This is a genomic window from Streptosporangium sp. NPDC000509 (assembly GCF_042898365.1).
Taxonomy (GTDB): domain Bacteria; phylum Actinomycetota; class Actinomycetes; order Streptosporangiales; family Streptosporangiaceae; genus Streptosporangium.
Map to the genome: position 1 here is coordinate 27,625 of NZ_JBIAYX010000035.1, position 15,750 is coordinate 43,374.

The following is a 15,750-nucleotide window of genomic DNA, read 5'->3' on the forward strand; positions in this document are numbered from 1 at the left end:
GAAGGTCGTTCAGGGTCTGCGGCCGTGGAAGGTGCGGCGCAGGTCGTCCACCCAGGCGTCGGGGTTCTCCCAGGGGATGAAGTGGCCGCCGTGGTCGTGGGCGTTGACGTTGACGTGGTCGAACCAGTCGCCCTGCGGGCCGGTCTTGAACGTCTGGACGCGCTCGGTGGCGGTGTGGATGCCGGGCGGGTTCTCGTACGTGACGAAGGTGAGGCCGACCGGGGCCTGCACGACCGGGGTGCGGTCGTGGGCGGGGGCCCAGGGGTAGCGGTTGGCGTTGGCGTAGTAGCGCATCGACGTGGCGATGGAGTTGTTCACCCAGTAGATCGTGGCGTGGGTGAGCAGGTCGTCCTTGGTGAAGACGGTTTCGACGTCGCCGCCGTTGTCGCTCCAGGCGTTCCAGCGCTCCAGCAGCCAGGCGAGCAGTCCGGCGGGTGAGTCGCTCAGCCCGTGGGCCAGGGTGGCGCCGTCGAGCATGTGCACGGCGAGGTGGGACGCCCAGCGGTGGTCCAGCTCGATGATCCGGGCGCGGATGTCCGCGGGCTGGTCGTCGGTGAGAGGCTGGTTCCGGGCGAAGTTCCAGGCCCGGGGGCCGGTGAAGAAGTTGAGCGGCAACCCGGAGCCGATGTGGATGCCGTACAGCTCGTCGGCGTACTTGTGGCCGAGCTGGCTGGTGACGATCCCGCCGATGTCGCAGCCCCCGGCGGCGTACTTCTCATACCCCAGCGTCTCGGTCATCAGCGTGTGCCAGAGGTCGGAGACCTTCCAGAAGTTGACGTCGGGAAAGCCGGTGAGCGGGCCGGGGAAACCGAAGCCCGGCAGAGACGGCACGATGACTTCGAAGGCGTCGGCGGGGTCACCGCCGAACGCGGCCGGGTCGGCGAGCGGGTCGATCACCTTCGACCAGTGCCAGAACGTCCACGGCCAGCCGTGGGTGAGGATCAGCGGGATCGGACGGGGGCCGCGGCCGGCCTTGCGCATGAAGTGCACCGGGACACCGTCGACGCTCACCTGGTAGTGCTCGTAGACGTTGATGGCGGCCTCGGCCTTGCGCCAGTCGTAGCCGTCCCGCCAGTAGGTGACCAACTCGCGGAGATAGCCGTCGGGGACGCCGTAGGACCAGTCCTCATTTCCCTCGTCCAGCGGCGGACGGGTCGATGCGAGACGGGCGCGCAGGTCATCGAGAGTCTCGTCGGACACGTGGATCGGAACGGGGTTCAGGGGGAAGACGTGCGGGGTGCTCATCGCGTGGTTCCTTACTCAGGATGTCTCCGGTCTTACCGATCGGTGCGGCTCAGGATCCGCTGGAAGATCTCGGCGAGGCGGCGCAGATCTTCCGGTTCGCAGCCGGCGAACGGGGTCTCGGCAAGCGTCACGTCGATGACGCGCTCGCGGGCCCGCCGGCCCTGCTCGGTCAGCACGACGATCCGAGAACGCCGGTCGCCGGGGTCCACGGCACGCTCGACGTACCCGCGATCGGCCAGCTGGTTGACGAGGAAACTGAGGTTGGGCGCGTTGCAGAACAGCCGGCCCGCCAGCACCGTCATCGACGGGGCGGGCTGCTCGGGGTCGATCGCCCACAGGGCCTGCGCGGTCGCGTGCGTGAGCCGGAGCTCCTCGAGCGCCTTGGCGATGCGGTCACCGGTCAGCATGAAGACCTCGTGACTGGCCCGCACCACCTGCTCCAGCGCCTGGTTCGTCATGCTTCGAGGATAGCAGTTTGTTTCGAGGCTCGAAGCTGTTAGCCTGCTTTTGCTTTGAGTCTCGAAGCAAATGGATTGGACGATCATGTACAGATACCAAGGCGTCACCGCACTCGTCACCGGCGCGTCGAAAGGGCTCGGCGTGGCCTACGCGCACGAACTCGCACGGCGAGGGGCTCATGTCGTGCTCGTGGCCCGCTCCGGCGACGCATTGCGCCGGGTCGCCGATGAGATCCGTGAGGCGCACCGGGTCGACGTGAACTCCGTGACGGCCGATCTCGCCGAGCCCGACGGAGTGAGAGGGCTGATCGCGGAACTGGACCGGCAGGATCGTACCGTCGATCTGCTGGTCAACAACGCGGGCGCGGGCGCGGTCGGTCCGTTTCTGAGCACCCCGCTCCGGCGGAACGTCGGTTCGGTCGAACTGAACATCACCGCCCTGATGAGCCTGACCCACGTCCTCGGCGGCCGCATGGCCGAGAGGGGACACGGCGGGATCATCAACGTGGCCTCCACGGCCGCTTTCCAGCCGATGCCGTACCAGGCCGGCTACGCGGCGACGAAGGCGTTCGTGCTGTCGTTCACCGAGTCACTCGCCGAGGAGCTCCGCGGCACAGGAGTCCGTGTCATGGCAGCCCACCCCGGAGCCACCGACACGGGGTTCTTCGACGGCACCTCCGTCACCATGAATCCGGCTTTCACCGATGCGCCGGAAGGCGTCGCGGTCAAGACCCTCGACGCCTTCGCCAAGGGCACCGTCAACTCCTACCCGGGGCGCACGATCAACAGGGTGGCGACGTGGGTCCCTCGCGCGCTACCCCGCACCACGGTCACCCGGTTGACCGGGCGCCTGAACCGTAAACTGGGCCTGCATCGTGCCCACGACATCGACCATTCAGGGCATTGAATCGGTAACAGGGCAATCGCCGCCGGCCGCCACCCACCTGTTCTACGAACGGCTCGCCCCGGATTCGACACCATGCCGGAGGATTTCTCACGGGATCTTCGCGGTTCGGCACCGGTGAGTGTCATGCCGGCCCCCACATCCCAGCCGACGGGAGGCTCAGCGGGTCAGCAGGCCCTGGATCGCCGCCGCGATCTCGTCGGGTGCCTCCTCCGCCATGAAGTGCCCCGCCCGGGTCAGCCGGTGGTCCAGGTCCGGCGCCCACGCCTTCCACACCCGGCGGCGTCGTAGCCCAGCCGCGCACCCCAGTCCTGCTGGACGACCGTCACGGGCATGGCCAGCTGCGACCCGGCGTCCAGGTCCGCCTGGTCGTGCAGGACGTCGATGCCCGCCGAGGCCCGGTAGTCCGCGACGATCGACGGCACCGCCGCGGCGCTCGCCCGCAGGTATTCGGCACGCACATCCTCCGGCATGGCGGCCGGGTCGTTGGCCCAGGCGTCGAGGAAGGAACCGAAGAACGCGTCCGCGCTGCCTGCGATCATCGTCTCCGGCAGGCCCGGCGGCTGCGCCATCAGGAAAAGGTGGTAGCCGACCGCCGCCGAGACGCCGTGCAGGACGTTCCACATGTCGAGCGTCGGCACGATGTCGAGGATGCCCAGGTGCGTGATGGTCTCAGGATGGTCCAACCCCGCCCGGAAGGCGACCAGGGCGCCCCGGTCGTGGCCGACGAGGGCGAAACGCTCGTGCCCGAGCGCCGCCGCCAGGGTCACGACGTCGGCGGCCATGGCGCGCTTGGCGTACACGTCGGGGTCGGTGGCCGCCGGCTTGTCGCTGGCGCCGTAGCCTCGAAGGTCAGGACAGATCACCGTGTGCTCGTCGGCGAGCCGCTCGGCGACGTGTCGCCACATCAGGTGGGTCTGCGGAAAACCGTGCAACAGCACGACCGGGCTGCCACTGCCGCCGACAGCGGTGGCCAGCTCAACACCGCCCGTACCGGGCAGGCGAATGTGATCGAAGCCGGGAATGGTGAGCGTCATGAAGGGCCGTCCTTTTCGATTGGGGGACTGACCCGATCAGCCTGGGCGACGGCGATCAGCAGCCGATCAGTGCGGTTGGGCTCGGCCGACCCCAGGCAGGGAGGATGGGAGTATGCGAATCGACGTGCTCGGCGCCGTGCGGGCGCTCCGCGACGACGGCAGCCCGGCCGACCTGGGCGGGCCTCGCCATCGTGAGGTACTCGCCAGGCTCGTCGCCGCCGAGGGGCGGATGGTGACCACCGACACCCTCGTCGACGACCTGTGGACCGATCCACCGGCCCGCGCCGTGGGCGCTTTGCGGACGTTCGTCGCCGCGTTGCGCCGCGCCCTCGAACCCGACCGGCCGCCGCGCAGCCCGCCGCGCGTGATCGTCACCGAAGGTCCCGGCTACGCGCTGCGCCTGTCACGCGAGGAGGTGGACGTCCACCGGTTCCAAGACGCCCTGGCCCGCGCCCGCCGCACCCCCGACGCGGTGGCCGACCTCGACGTGGCACTCACGGCCTGGCGCGGACCCGCCTACGCCGATGTGCCCGGCTCCCCATGGGTGCGGCGCGAGCGGACCCGGCTGGAGGAACTGAGGTTGGAGGGGGTGGAACTGCGCGCCCGTATCCTCCTCGACTCCGGGGAGGGGGCCGATCTCGTCGCCGAACTGGGTGCTCACGTCGCCGAACATCCGTGGCGCGAGCCGGCCTGGGGGCTTCTTGCCCGCGCGCTGTACCGCGCGGGCCGCCAGGCCGACGCACTGGCCGCACTCCGCCGCGCCCGCGCGATGCTCGTCGACCAACTCGGACTGGACCCCGGTGCCGATCTTCAGCGCCTGGAGACGGACATCCTCCGCGGATCCGTGCTCCTCGAAGGCGCGCGCACCGCGTGGACCGGTCCCGGTGCCCGGCTCGGCCCGCGCACCACCGTGAATCTGGCCCGCACCCTCGCACTGGCGGGCGGCGACGCCCTCATCCACTCGCGGCGCGACCGCCTCGCCGCCATCCAGGCGGCGGAACGCACGGGAGACCTCTTTCTGACCGCCCGGATCATCGGCGCCTACGACGTGCCCGCCATCTGGAGCCGGGCCGACGACCCCGAACAGTCCCGCGCCGTCGTCGCGGCCGCCGAGCGCACCCTCACCGCACTCGGCCCCGACGGTCCCCCCGACCTGTCGGGCCGCCTGCTGGCCACGATCGCCGTCGAGAGCCGCAGCGCCGATCTGTCCGGGGCCGAGCTGAGACGCGCGCACCAGGCGGCGCTGCGGGCCGAGGCGCTGGCACGGGACCTGGCCGATCCGGCCCTGCTGGCCTTCGCGCTCAACGGGGTCTTCCTGCAGTCCTTCACCCGCCCCGGGCTCGCGACGGTACGAGACGGGCTCGGCGCCGAGATCCTCGACCTGGCCACCCGGCACGAGCTGCCGAACTTCGCCGTACTCGGCCGGCTCATCCGCCTGCAATCCGCCTCGGCCCTCGGTGATCTCGACGCCGCGACCGCGCACGCCGAGGCCGCCGAACAGCTCGCCGCCACCACGGAGGCGCCCCTCGTCGCCGTCCTCACCCGGTGGTTCAGGGCCCGGGCCACGGCCGCCCGCAGCACCGAACCCGGTGGGCCGAGCGCCGCCACGGCCGCAGCGCACTACCGCGCCTGCGAGGACACCCTCCTTGCGGCCGGAATGCCGGGGCTGCACCGCGGCCTGTTCCCGCTCGCGCTACTGGGGCTGCGCCTGCTGCACGACCGGCCCGCGCCCGTTGACCCGCACCTCGACTGGGGTCCGTACCGGCCCTGGGCACGCCCCCTCGTGCTGCTCGCCCAGGACCGGGGCGAGCAGGCCCGTACCGCCCTCGCCGCGGTGCCCGAACCACCGCGTGACCACATGCAGGAGGCCATGTGGTGCCTGACCGCCCGCGCCGCCGTACACCTCGGCGAGCGCGAAATCGCCGCGCGCGCCGCGGCGGCCCTGAGCGATGCCTGGGCGGAACAAGCCGGCGCCGCCAGCGGAATGCTGACCCTGGGCCCGGTGGCACGGTATCTGGCCGAGGCGAAGGCATGCGCCGAAGCGAGGTAGGCGAAGACGATCCGCGACCCCCGATCCCGTCCGCGCTCGCCCCACTCCCGCGACCCGTGCGCTTGGGCGCCGAACGTCCGGCGAACGGTCCGGTCTTAGCCGAAAAACCCACTTCCCGATGCCCGGCCGGCCTGTCGGCCACCCGGCCTTGATCGGTGTCATCGGGACGGCTAACGTGATCGCCGAGCTGCCGGGAGGCGGGGCCGGGGTGATCGCGTCACGCGGGAAGAGCCCTCCACCCGAACGAGCTGTTCGACCATGACGCCATGGAGTTTGGGACCGACTGACGATGAGCGCGGAAGAGAATTTCAAGCAGGTCGGCGCCGAGCTGGCCGACCTGGGCGTATGGATCTCCACAATGATGGGGAATCCCGCGCTGAAAGATCAGGCGGGGAAGGTGTTCGCGAGCCTGCAGCGCGACGGTTCCATGGTGTTCCGGCTGGTCAGGGACACCGTTGAACACACGGCCGCGCTTCAGCTGGCCGGGACGTCCCTGTTCGACCCCTCGGGACGGGGCAGGGTGATGAAGGACTGGGTGGTCGTGCCTCAATCCTTGGCCGAGAGATGGACGGATCTGGCCGAGGCCGCCCTCAGCCGCCCACGCTGAGCGGGCCGCGACCGCTGGACGGTCAGCCGTCATCGCGGCCTTCCTCGGGCGGCCCGGGTGCTTGGCGACATTTGTATTGACCACGAACGTAGTTGACAGTTGAGCTTGATCAATAGCGAAGACCTCCGATGTGGTGGAGGTGTCCAGGCTCCACGTCGAAGTCTTCTCAGGAGCTTGCATCTCAAGCCGCTTGAGGTCGCATAGTGGGCGTCGTGGACACGAACGAGCTGTATGCCATTGGGGATGTCGCCCGGCGGACCGGCCTGAGCGTCAGCGCCGTCCGGTACTACGCGGACGCCGGTGTCGTCACGCCGGCCGCCAGCACGTCGGCCGGCCACCGCCTGTACGACGTGTCGGCCATCGCCCGGCTGGAACTGGTCCGGACGCTACGGGAACTCGACGCCGGCCTGGACGAGATCCGGCGGGTGCTGGCCGGCGAGGCGACGCTGCGCGAGCTGGCCGCCACCCACCTGGCCCTGCTGGCACGGCAGGAGGCACGGCTGCGCAGCCGTCGCGCGGTGTTGTCGACCATCCTGCGACAGGACTCCACGGCCGAGCAGGTCACGCTGATGCACAAGCTCGTCGGCATGCCGGACGAGGAGCGCGACCGGCTGATCGACGAGTTCTGGACGGAGGTCTCCACCGGCTGGGAGCCGCCGGAGCGGATGCTCGAGTGGTGGCGGGCGGTCCGGCCTGAGCTGCCCGAACATCCCAGCGCGGCCCAGCTGGAGGCGTGGATCGAGCTGGCCGAGATGGTCCGGGACGCCGAGGCACGGCAGGCCGTGCGCCGTGAGCTGCACGAGGTGTGCACCACCGGGGCCGGACCGCTGATGACCTCGTCGCCGATGCTGGACAGCCTGGAGGCGGCCATGCCGATCGGCCAGGCGGCGATGGACGCGGCGCGGGAGCGGGTACCGCCGGACTCGCCGCCAGGGCGGGAGATCGCCGATCGATGGATCGGGTGGCTGACCGGCATTTTCGCGACACCGGACAGCCCCGGGATGCCGGACACGCCCGAGTTCCGGATCCAGACGGCCGACCACATGCTGGTGGCCGCGGAGTGGGACCGCACGCCGCCGGAGCCGGAGGGACCGCTCGACCGGTACATGGCGCTGGTCACCGCCGTGAACAACGCACCACCGGAGCGGTTCCCGTACGAATGGCTCGCCGCGGCACTGCGCGCGTCCGCCCCACCGGCTCGCTGATTACTTCGACCCGAAGAAGTGGGCTCGGCTGGGATCCCCGGCGGCCCGGCGTAGGGAGCCGGTCTCGCAGCAGACGTGCCACGCGGCAGGCGCCTCGCCCTCGCGTCAGGCCCTGGAGGGCCGCTGTCTCCGGGAGCCGTCGGCCGTGAGCGGGAGACCGCGCAGCGACAGAGCGCTCGGCGGAGGCAGGGCCCCGTGAGCCGCCTCGGCGCGGAACGACTGGAGCAGGTACGCCACCAGGCGCCGAGACGCGGCACTGTCACGCGGCAGCGCGGTGACCAGCCCGCAATGGGACAACAGGGCCACGGCGAGGTCGGAAGGGTGGAAGTCGGCCCGCAGCGCGCCCGCTGCCTGGGCTCTGCGGACCAGGGTCATCAGGTCCCGCTCGGCCCGTTCCCGGGCCTGCGCGTGTTCCACCGTGCTGTCCGGGAAGGCCGCGACGAACGCGGCCGAGAACCCCTGTTCCTCCCGCTGAAGCTCGCAGGCCGTCTCGACCAACCGCTGGAAGCCCCGCCAGGGGTCGGGGTCGGCCAGCGCCTCGGTGAGCGCTCGGGCGCAGGTCTCCATCTGCTGCGCGAACGCGGCCCGCACCAGGTCGTCCCGGGTCGGAAAACGCCGGTACAGCGTCGCGACGCCGACCCCGGCCCGTCGGGCCACGGCCGCCATGGGTGCGTCGATCCCGTGCTCGGCGAAGACCGCACGGGCGGCGACGAGGATGCGCTCCCGGTTGCGCCGGGCGTCGGCCCGCAGTCCCGGGCCCGCGATCCGAGAGGATTCCTCCACCACTGTCTCTCACCTCCGGCCTAAACGGACGGTGTCGTCCGGTTAAGAGCCTACGCTCAGGGCCAGCCCCCCGCACGGCCGATGGTGACGAAGGTGAGAACGATGAACGACCGCACGATGAGAGCAGTGCTTTTCGACCGCTTCGGCGGCCCCGAGGTGCTGTACGTGGGCCGGGTGCCACGTCCCGAACCGGCACCCGGCGAGGTACTCGTGCGGGTGCGCGCGTTCAGCGTCAACGGCGGCGAACTGGCGGCCCGTTCCGGCCGCCTCCGTCTCTTCACCGGACAGAAGTTCCCGCAACGCGTCGGGCTGGACTTCACCGGCGAGGTTGCCGCGCTCGGCGCGGGCGTGACGGGCGTCGCGGTCGGTGACCGGGTGTGGGGCATCGTGGGCCGTACCGGATTCGGCAGCGCCGCCGAGTACGTGGCGGTCCGGGCCGAGCGGCTCGGCCCGGTCCCGGACGGACTGGATCTGGTGGCAGCCGCCGCGCTGCCGGTCGCGACCACGGCCATCACGGCGCTGCGCGACAAGACCAGGCTGCGCCCCGGCGAACGACTGCTCGTACGGGGCGCAGCAGGCGGTGTCGGCAACGCCGCCGTCCAGCTCGGACGGGCATACGGTGCCGAAGTCACGGCCCTGGCACGTGCCGCCAACCTCGACTTCGTCCGCACGCTCGGCGCCCACCACGCCATCGATCACCGGACCGTCTCGCCGGGGGAACTGGGCCTGTTCGACGTGGTCCTCGACACCGCGGGCACCGACCTGCGGTCCTTCCGGCGCCTGCTGAAGCCCGGCGGACGCATGGTCACCATCTCCTTCGACCTGACACGGCTCGCCGCCTCAATCGGCTACATCGCCGCCAGCGCCGTACACGGACGCGGCCGGGTGCGCTTCTTCAGCGGCAACCCCACACGGGCGCTCTTCGACGACCTCGCCCGCCAGGCGGCGGAGGGGGGACTGCGCCCCGCGGTGGACAGGTGCTTCCCGCTGGAGGAGACAGCGGCGGCACACCGGGCGCTTGAGGCGGGCGGGGTGCGGGGCAAGTACGTGGTCAGGGTCGACTGATCGTCACGATCGCAGATGCTCCTCAGCCTTTCTGGGACGGGTTTCATCCTCCGGCTCGGTGAACCGCACGACTCGCTCCACGCATCCCCGATCGCTGCGGCAGGGCGAGCGGCACCCGTCGTGGCCTCCAGGCGACCGGGCCCGTAAAAGGGCTGAGAGTCTGGTGCGCGTGACAGTTGATGCGGTTGAGGAGTTCGAGCGGCATCGTTCGAAGCTGTTCGGGTTGGCCTATCGGATGCTGGGTTCGGCTGAGGAGGCCGAGGACATCGTCCTGCGGTGTCTCCAAGGTGGCGCGCTACCTGGTGGGGTCGTTGAGCACCGCCGGTGAGGGGGTGCGGCTGTCGGCTACGGAGGTGAACGGCGCACTGGGGCTGCTGGCCCGGGCCGGTGGGAAGCCGGTCGGCGTGCTGGTGCCGGAGACGTCGAACGGCCGGATCAGCGGGATTCGCATCATCGCCAACCCCGACAAGCTGCGGTTGTCACATTCCGGAGGCCTGTCCGGTTCTTAACAGGTGACCACCTCACGCCGGACCCGGTGTGAGGCGGTGACCTGACAGCCGCGCGAGGCCGGAACACCGGCATCGCGCTCTCCGCGGAGGATTCCTACTCGTGACGAACCTGATCCTGGTGACGGGCGGTACCGGCCGGCTCGGCCGCGTACTCGTGCCACGGATTCTGTCGGACGGTCATGCCGTCCGCGTGCTGAGCCGCAAGGCGCCGTCGGATGAGCAGACGTGGCGCGGTGACCTGCTCACCGGTGAGGGCCTGAAGGAGGCGGTCGACGGCGTCGGGGTGATTGTCCACTGCGCGACCGGTAACGGCCGTGCGGACATCGCCGGCACGCGCAACCTCATCCAGACGGCGATGCGAGCCGGGCGCCCGCATCTGATGTACGTGTCCATCGTCGGCGTCGGCCAGGTGGACACGGCCTACTACCGGGCGAAGCTGGCCTGCGAGCAGCTCGTGGAACGCTCTGCCCTGCCGTGGACGATCCAGCGTACGACCCAGTTCCACGAGCTCATCGTCTGGATGTGCACGAGCCAGCGCTGGCTGCCCATGATCGTGATGCCCAGCGGGGTCAGCTTCCAGCCCGTCGACGCCGGCGAGGTGGCCGCCCGCCTGGTCACGCTGGCCGGCGCGCCACCGGCCGGCCGGTCGCCGGACATGGGCGGGCCCGAGGTGCGCCTCGCCGCCGATCTGGCCCGCGCCTACACGCGCTCGCGCCCCAGCCGTCGGCCGGTGGTGTCGGTGCCGATGCCCGGGGTCGGTATCCGCGGCTACCGCGAAGGGGGACATCTCACCCCTGAGCACGCCGACGGCCGCATCACCTTCGAGCAGTTCCTCGCCGCATGAGTGCCCTCACCTGGCTGCGGGCAGGTCTGGCCTTCCTCGCCGTGGCGCAGTTCGTCGTAGGGGGTTGGGCGCTGTCGTCGCCCCGCTCGTTCTTCGACATTCCGTGGGTGGGGATGCGCATGCCGTACAACGCGCATCTGATGATGGACTACGGCGCGATGAGCCTGGCCACGTCGGTGGTGCTGGGCGTGAGTTTTTTCATCGTACGGCGGAGCATTGCTCGTACGGCGCTCGCCGTCTACCTGGTGTTCGCCGTGCTGCACCTAGTGATCCACGTCCAGCTGCTGCACCATCTCACGCCCGGCGAACGCGTGCCGTTGCTGGCCGCACTCACGGTGGCCGTCGTGATCCCGCTGGTGCTGCTTCCGCTCACCAGCCGACTCGAAAAGGAGTAATTCCTCCACCTTTCCATGGGGCGGTGGGGTTCACGAGATACTCGGGCGCCACCGGAATACCGCAGAAACGGGGCAGCGAGCTTGATCGCCGATATTGGTAAAGGTTTCGAAGGTTCAGGTGGTGTCGATCGATCGGACGGCGTACCCGAGGTTCACGCGAGCCGTATCGGAGCGGACCAAGATGTTTCCCCTGGCAATCGAGCAGATATTCGCCGAGCACCGCGGTCTGCTGCACGCTGTGGCCTACCGAGTGCTCGGCAGCGTCGCCGAAGCCGAAGATGTGGTGCAGGACGCGTGGTTGCGCTGGAGCCGCGTCGATGTGGCGACCGTCGTGGACGCCGAAGGCTATCTGGTCAGGGTGGCCACCCGGCTGGCGATCGACCGGCTGCGCAGTGCACGCGTGCGGCGGGAGTCCTATGTGGGATCGTGGCTGCCCGAGCCGCTTCTGACTGATCCGGATGCCGCGCAGAACGTGCTGCTCAAGGAGTCGGTGTCGACCGCGATGCTGCTGGTGCTCGAGATGCTCTCCCCGGTGGAACGCGCGGTGTTCGTGCTCAGCGAGGCCTTCGGGTACGGCCACCACGAGATAGCGCACCTCATCGGGCGCAAACACGCGACAGTGCGCCAGATAGCGCTCCGCGCCAGGAAGGCGGTGGAGACGCGGCACCGACGCTATGACACTGATCAAGCGACCAGGCGGCAGGCCACCGAGCGGTTTCTGGCGGCCTGCCTTGGCGGCGACCTGAATGCCCTGATGGAGGTATTGGCGCCGGATGTGACCATGGTGAGCGACGGTGGCGGATTCACCGGCGCCCCTCGCAGGGCCATTCACGGCCGCGAGCGTGTGGCCCGCGCCGCCGTCGTCTTGTCGGCACGTCGGCCGTACGACTCGCTGGCGCAGATCTTCCAGGTCAACGACGGCCCGGGAATCATCATCCACTCGGGGCGCACACCCGTGCTGGCGGCCACCTTCCACCTGACGAAGGGGAAAATCGAGGTGATCCACGTGGTCAGCAACCCGGAGAAGCTGACCGGCGTCGCGTTGTAACGCAGATCACACGGCGACGCGTCACTCCTCGGGCCGCCGTCTCGTCCGTGAGGCGATCAACCAGCCGATCGTCGTCATGGAAGAGGGAATATCTTGATGTTCGCGGTCTATCTCACGGTCACACTTCTCGCTGCGGCGCTCTACGGTATGGCAGCCATCGCCAACCTCATCGGCCATGACTACCCCAAGAGCCAGGCGGACATGTTGGGCGTTCCCCGGTCCTGGATGCGCCTGTTGGGGGTGCTGCTGGCCGCCGGGGCGCTGGGGCTGCTGGCCGGAATCGCCGTACCGATCCTGGGCACGCTCGCCGCCAGCGGGCTCGTGCTGTACTTCCTCGGAGCATTCGCAGCACACCTACGGGCCAACGACCACCACTTCGCCCCCTGGGCCCTCTTCTTCTGTATGGCGGTGGCCGCCCTGGCCGTCAACCTGACATGCCGCTGAATCCGGCGAGCGGAGGGATGCTTCGCGCCGAGGAGTCGTCCACGAGCTGACCGAACCACGAACAGGTGCCGCACCCGGTGCAGCGTCGCCTCGGACCCGCCCTGCTTGCCGGTCACCGCGACGCGCTTGATGCTCATGTTGGTGCCCAGACCGAACAGGACCAGCAGCAGTCGGCGACGCAGTACGCCTTTGGACAGACGACGCCCACACTCGCCACGCCTCGCTGAGCTGCGCAGACAGTTCGGCCTGCGGCTGCGCGACGTGCGGGAGCTCAGGGGGTCGGGATCAGCGCTCGCAGACGATGCCGTCGCCGTCGCGGTCTTGATACCAGGCGTACTCGGGATCGGTTCCGCGGCGGTAGGGCCCGTATCCGGCGGCATTGGCCGCCGCACACGTGGGGAAGCGAGGATCGTTGCCGCCCGAGGGCGGATCCGGCGTCGAGGTGGGCGCGGAGGTAGGCGCCGAGGTCGGATTCGGGGCCGGGGCGTTGGTGGTGTCGCACCGGCCTGACCAGATGCGCAGCCGCTCTCGCTTCGCCTTGGTCTGCTCGGCGCGCATCACGGTGATGTACTTGTCGTTCGGCTTGTACAGCACGGCCTTGCCGTAGCCGTAGCGCACCAGGTTGCGGTTGACGAACACGCCGCCGGCGGTCCACGCGTAAAACAGCGACCGGCCGTAGCGATCCCTGCGCTCCTTGTCGGCGAGCAGGTACGTCGTCTTACCGACGGGCAACAAGGCAGCGGTGCGCTTGGTGGCCGCGGTGAACCAGCACGCGCCACGCTCAGGGGTGTCGACCTGCAAGAGGCGAACGCGGACGGTGGGGCCGGTACGGGTGAACCGCACATCGATCGTGTCACCGTCCACGATTTTCACGACCGTCGCTTTCTTCGCACCCTTCGGTACGGCGGCAGCCTCGGCGGGCGCGGCCACGGCCAGGGGAGCGGCGAGAACGACGGCGAGCAGGGACGCGCCAATACCTCGAGTCACAGGTCTCCTTCACGCAAGACAGGGCCTTGACCGTAACCTTATGGGTTCAATTCGACGCATATAGTGACCAATCTGGAATATGTGAAAATCCTTCATATTGATCGTTTCTGCGCCTCGAAAAGCCTTAATCCGTTTCCTCGCCCGGCCGGAGGGACACCCTCAAGGCCACATCGAAGTCATCGAACGAGCAGGTCACGGGGGTGCTCTAGGTGGGCAGGCCGGGCGGTTGCGAGGACACAGCGCTGTTGTTCGACGACCCGTCCGGGGGGCCACCCATGGGCGGGGCGGTGCGCTGAGGTGCTCTCGTCTACCGGCCCGGCACCCTCGGACCTGCCCGCGGCGGTACAGGGCAAGAGGTAGGCAGTGGAGGTGGCCGACGTGGTTGCGGTCCCCTGGACACGCTGCCCCTGAAGACCGGTACGTTGCGGCGATCATCGCCTCCGTCTCCCTCGGCCAGAGCCCGCTCACCTGGCCGTTCCTGTGGAGCATGAGGCACTGAGTCAGCCCTCGCCGCTACGGCGAAAACGCAACAATCTACTCACCCGACGGAAACACACTTATCCATTCCAGGCTTTCCTGAACGCCGCGAATACGGGCTCATCTGTCGGTGGCTCGTGTTTACATCTCCCGTAAGCCGCTATCCGGCAAAACGCCACCGACATTTCCAGGGAGTCGTCATGCCTCAAGGCAGGTATTATCGGCGCGGGCATTGGGTTAACAGACCGAAACCGAAAAGCGCGAAGGGGTCGGGGTGGGTTCTGCTGGCCGCTATCGCCGTGCTCGCCTGGTTTTGGAACCAGAGCTCCGACGAGCAGCCCACCCCGGCCCAGCCGCCGTCCTCGGTGTCAGAGCCCGCACCCCCGGCGCAGGTCCCGGCGCCCGAGCAGGTCGCCGACGCCGGCGAGGAGTCGCCGCCCGACCCGACCGAGGCGCCGTGAAACGGCGTACCGGACCGCTTTGGCGGCGCCTTCCACAACCGCGAATGCCCGCTGGGCCGACGGAGTGGTGCGCCGCCGCTGTCATCGCACTCATCCTCGGCTCTTTCGCGATTCAGATCGTCAGCACCGTGGTCGACGCGATTTTCAGCACCTGGTACATCGGCGTTTCCGCAGGAGTATGTGCCGTTCTGGCGATTATCGGTTGGCTTCAATGGAAGGCCATTGCCGCCCGGCGGCGTTCTGCGCGGCTGCGTCATCTGCAACTGACGCTGCCGCAACTGGATGCGATGAATCCCACCGATTTCGAGCGGGCCACGCGTGACCTCATGATCCGAGACGGCATCGTGGCCCGGCACGTGGGACAGCGCGGAGACAAAGCGGCCGACGTCATCGGCCGCGAGCGCGGCGGCTACGTCATCGTCGTGCAGTGCAAGCACACCACCACCGCCGCCAAGGTCGGCTCCCGGGTGATCTACGAGGTCAACGGCACGGCCGCCGCCGCGCACGGCGGTGATGTCGCCGTGGTGGTCACCAACGGCTCCTTCACCCGCGACGCCCGCCAGACAGCCGACGACTTCCGTATCCACCTCCTCGGCCGCGAGGAGCTCGAGCGCTGGGCCGGCGGCGAGGCGTCCTTGCAACGTCTGCTGAGATTGACCACCCCGCTGCGGCGCTGGCGGCGGCTGCGCCACACCTCGTCCCGGCTCATCCACCACCGCCCCACCTCGCGCCACGACCCCCTGCGGCCGTGAAACGAACGCGCGTCGAACGGGCATGGTGCCGCCCCGCCCACCGCCCAGGCCTGCCAGGCGGTGCCGATCGAATGGGCAGACGCCGCGTTAGTGATCGCCTCACTCGCCCTAGCCGATCTGGCACCATTTCGTGGCGAGGACCAAGGCAGGGGATCGGCGGCGACTCTGACGCAGTTCGCGATCGCGACTGTTTCGCTCGCCGCCTTTCTCCCGCTCCAGTCCCGGTTCGGAGGCCCCTACCCTGTTTCGCGGGTCCGCCTTCACCGGTCCGCCCCGGGGTCTTCATAAGCCGTGCCGGGATACACCAAAAGCCTCCAGCGATCCCGGCGTGGTTCGGTCACACAGGCTCGGCTGATGAAAGATCGCCGAGCGCGCCGGGGCTCTATCAGACCCAGTGAGACTAGAAGGGCAGGCGTTCCTGGTGGGGTCTGACTCAATCAAACCCTGGCCTCGACAGTGAGTGTCTTTGCTCCGATCTG

The 15,750-nt window shown here is 69.3% G+C and carries 16 protein-coding genes and 1 pseudogene; 12 read left to right on the plus strand and 5 right to left on the minus strand.

Annotated features, from left to right (window positions below; translation table 11 throughout):
- Nucleotides 1-9: 9 nt before the first annotated feature.
- Together ACFY3D_RS38835 and ACFY3D_RS38840 are read right to left on the minus strand one after the other, a co-directional pair.
- Entirely contained in the window at nucleotides 10-1,245 is a 1,236-nt protein-coding gene (locus tag ACFY3D_RS38835) for an epoxide hydrolase family protein (protein ID WP_389989458.1), read from the minus strand.
- A gap of 32 nt (nucleotides 1,246-1,277) precedes the next feature.
- Nucleotides 1,278-1,703: a MarR family winged helix-turn-helix transcriptional regulator gene (locus ACFY3D_RS38840; RefSeq protein ID WP_389989460.1), complete on the minus strand. Its 426-nt coding sequence runs from the start codon at nucleotides 1,701-1,703 to the stop codon at nucleotides 1,278-1,280.
- An 85-nt stretch (nucleotides 1,704-1,788) separates the two neighbouring features.
- Between ACFY3D_RS38840 and ACFY3D_RS38845 the strand changes: the two genes are divergently transcribed.
- A complete protein-coding gene (locus ACFY3D_RS38845) occupies nucleotides 1,789-2,610 on the plus strand; it encodes an SDR family NAD(P)-dependent oxidoreductase (protein ID WP_389989462.1) in 822 nt (273 codons plus the stop codon).
- 156 nt (nucleotides 2,611-2,766) lie between these two features.
- Here ACFY3D_RS38845 and ACFY3D_RS38850 read toward each other — a convergent pair.
- A pseudogene (locus ACFY3D_RS38850) lies at nucleotides 2,767-3,644 on the minus strand (alpha/beta fold hydrolase).
- A 112-nt stretch (nucleotides 3,645-3,756) separates the two neighbouring features.
- Between ACFY3D_RS38850 and ACFY3D_RS38855 the strand changes: the two are divergent.
- The 3 genes from ACFY3D_RS38855 to ACFY3D_RS38865 all read left to right on the plus strand — a co-directional run bounded on the left by ACFY3D_RS38855 (nucleotide 3,757) and on the right by ACFY3D_RS38865 (nucleotide 7,506).
- Nucleotides 3,757-5,694 (plus strand): BTAD domain-containing putative transcriptional regulator, encoded by a 1,938-nt coding sequence (locus ACFY3D_RS38855; protein WP_389989464.1) that lies wholly within the window; start codon nucleotides 3,757-3,759, stop codon nucleotides 5,692-5,694.
- Nucleotides 5,695-5,983: 289 nt separating this feature from the next.
- Nucleotides 5,984-6,301: a hypothetical protein gene (locus ACFY3D_RS38860; protein ID WP_389989466.1), complete on the plus strand. Its 318-nt coding sequence runs from the start codon at nucleotides 5,984-5,986 to the stop codon at nucleotides 6,299-6,301.
- Between the two features lie 212 nt (nucleotides 6,302-6,513).
- Complete coding sequence (locus tag ACFY3D_RS38865; protein WP_389989468.1) at nucleotides 6,514-7,506, plus strand: MerR family transcriptional regulator; 993 nt, start codon at nucleotides 6,514-6,516, stop codon at nucleotides 7,504-7,506.
- A gap of 105 nt (nucleotides 7,507-7,611) precedes the next feature.
- Here the strand turns inward: ACFY3D_RS38865 and ACFY3D_RS38870 are convergent, their stop codons facing one another.
- On the minus strand, nucleotides 7,612-8,289 hold the full coding sequence (locus tag ACFY3D_RS38870) for a TetR/AcrR family transcriptional regulator (RefSeq protein ID WP_389989469.1): 678 nt from the start codon (nucleotides 8,287-8,289) through the stop codon (nucleotides 7,612-7,614).
- A gap of 102 nt (nucleotides 8,290-8,391) precedes the next feature.
- Here ACFY3D_RS38870 and ACFY3D_RS38875 point away from each other — a divergent pair, with 102 nt between their 5' ends.
- From ACFY3D_RS38875 to ACFY3D_RS38900, 6 genes are all read left to right on the plus strand, one after another.
- Complete coding sequence (locus ACFY3D_RS38875; protein WP_389989471.1) at nucleotides 8,392-9,354, plus strand: NAD(P)-dependent alcohol dehydrogenase; 963 nt, start codon at nucleotides 8,392-8,394, stop codon at nucleotides 9,352-9,354.
- A 287-nt stretch (nucleotides 9,355-9,641) separates the two neighbouring features.
- A complete protein-coding gene (locus ACFY3D_RS38880; protein ID WP_389989473.1) occupies nucleotides 9,642-9,863 on the plus strand; it encodes a hypothetical protein in 222 nt (73 codons plus the stop codon).
- 100 nt (nucleotides 9,864-9,963) lie between these two features.
- The gene (locus tag ACFY3D_RS38885) at nucleotides 9,964-10,707 is read left to right on the plus strand and encodes an SDR family oxidoreductase (protein ID WP_389989475.1); all 744 of its coding nucleotides are present in this window, start codon (nucleotides 9,964-9,966) and stop codon (nucleotides 10,705-10,707) included.
- Nucleotides 10,704-11,102, plus strand: a complete 399-nt coding sequence (locus tag ACFY3D_RS38890; RefSeq protein WP_389989477.1) for a hypothetical protein — start codon at nucleotides 10,704-10,706, stop codon at nucleotides 11,100-11,102. Before ACFY3D_RS38885 ends, ACFY3D_RS38890 begins: the two co-directional genes overlap by 4 nt.
- Before the next feature lie 121 nt (nucleotides 11,103-11,223).
- Nucleotides 11,224-12,150, plus strand: a complete 927-nt coding sequence (sigJ, locus tag ACFY3D_RS38895) for an RNA polymerase sigma factor SigJ (RefSeq protein ID WP_389989479.1) — start codon at nucleotides 11,224-11,226, stop codon at nucleotides 12,148-12,150.
- Between the two features lie 96 nt (nucleotides 12,151-12,246).
- On the plus strand, nucleotides 12,247-12,594 hold the full coding sequence (locus ACFY3D_RS38900) for a DoxX family protein (protein WP_389989481.1): 348 nt from the start codon (nucleotides 12,247-12,249) through the stop codon (nucleotides 12,592-12,594).
- Nucleotides 12,595-12,879: 285 nt separating this feature from the next.
- On the opposite strand, the gene ACFY3D_RS38905 is transcribed toward ACFY3D_RS38900, so the two are convergent.
- On the minus strand, nucleotides 12,880-13,581 hold the full coding sequence (locus tag ACFY3D_RS38905) for a thermonuclease family protein (RefSeq protein WP_389989483.1): 702 nt from the start codon (nucleotides 13,579-13,581) through the stop codon (nucleotides 12,880-12,882).
- A gap of 776 nt (nucleotides 13,582-14,357) precedes the next feature.
- Between ACFY3D_RS38905 and ACFY3D_RS38910 the strand changes: the two genes are divergently transcribed.
- On the plus strand, nucleotides 14,358-14,519 hold the full coding sequence (locus ACFY3D_RS38910; protein WP_389989485.1) for a hypothetical protein: 162 nt from the start codon (nucleotides 14,358-14,360) through the stop codon (nucleotides 14,517-14,519).
- 44 nt (nucleotides 14,520-14,563) lie between these two features.
- Nucleotides 14,564-15,271, plus strand: a complete 708-nt coding sequence (locus ACFY3D_RS38915; protein ID WP_389989487.1) for a restriction endonuclease — start codon at nucleotides 14,564-14,566, stop codon at nucleotides 15,269-15,271.
- Nucleotides 15,272-15,750: the final 479 nt, after the last annotated feature.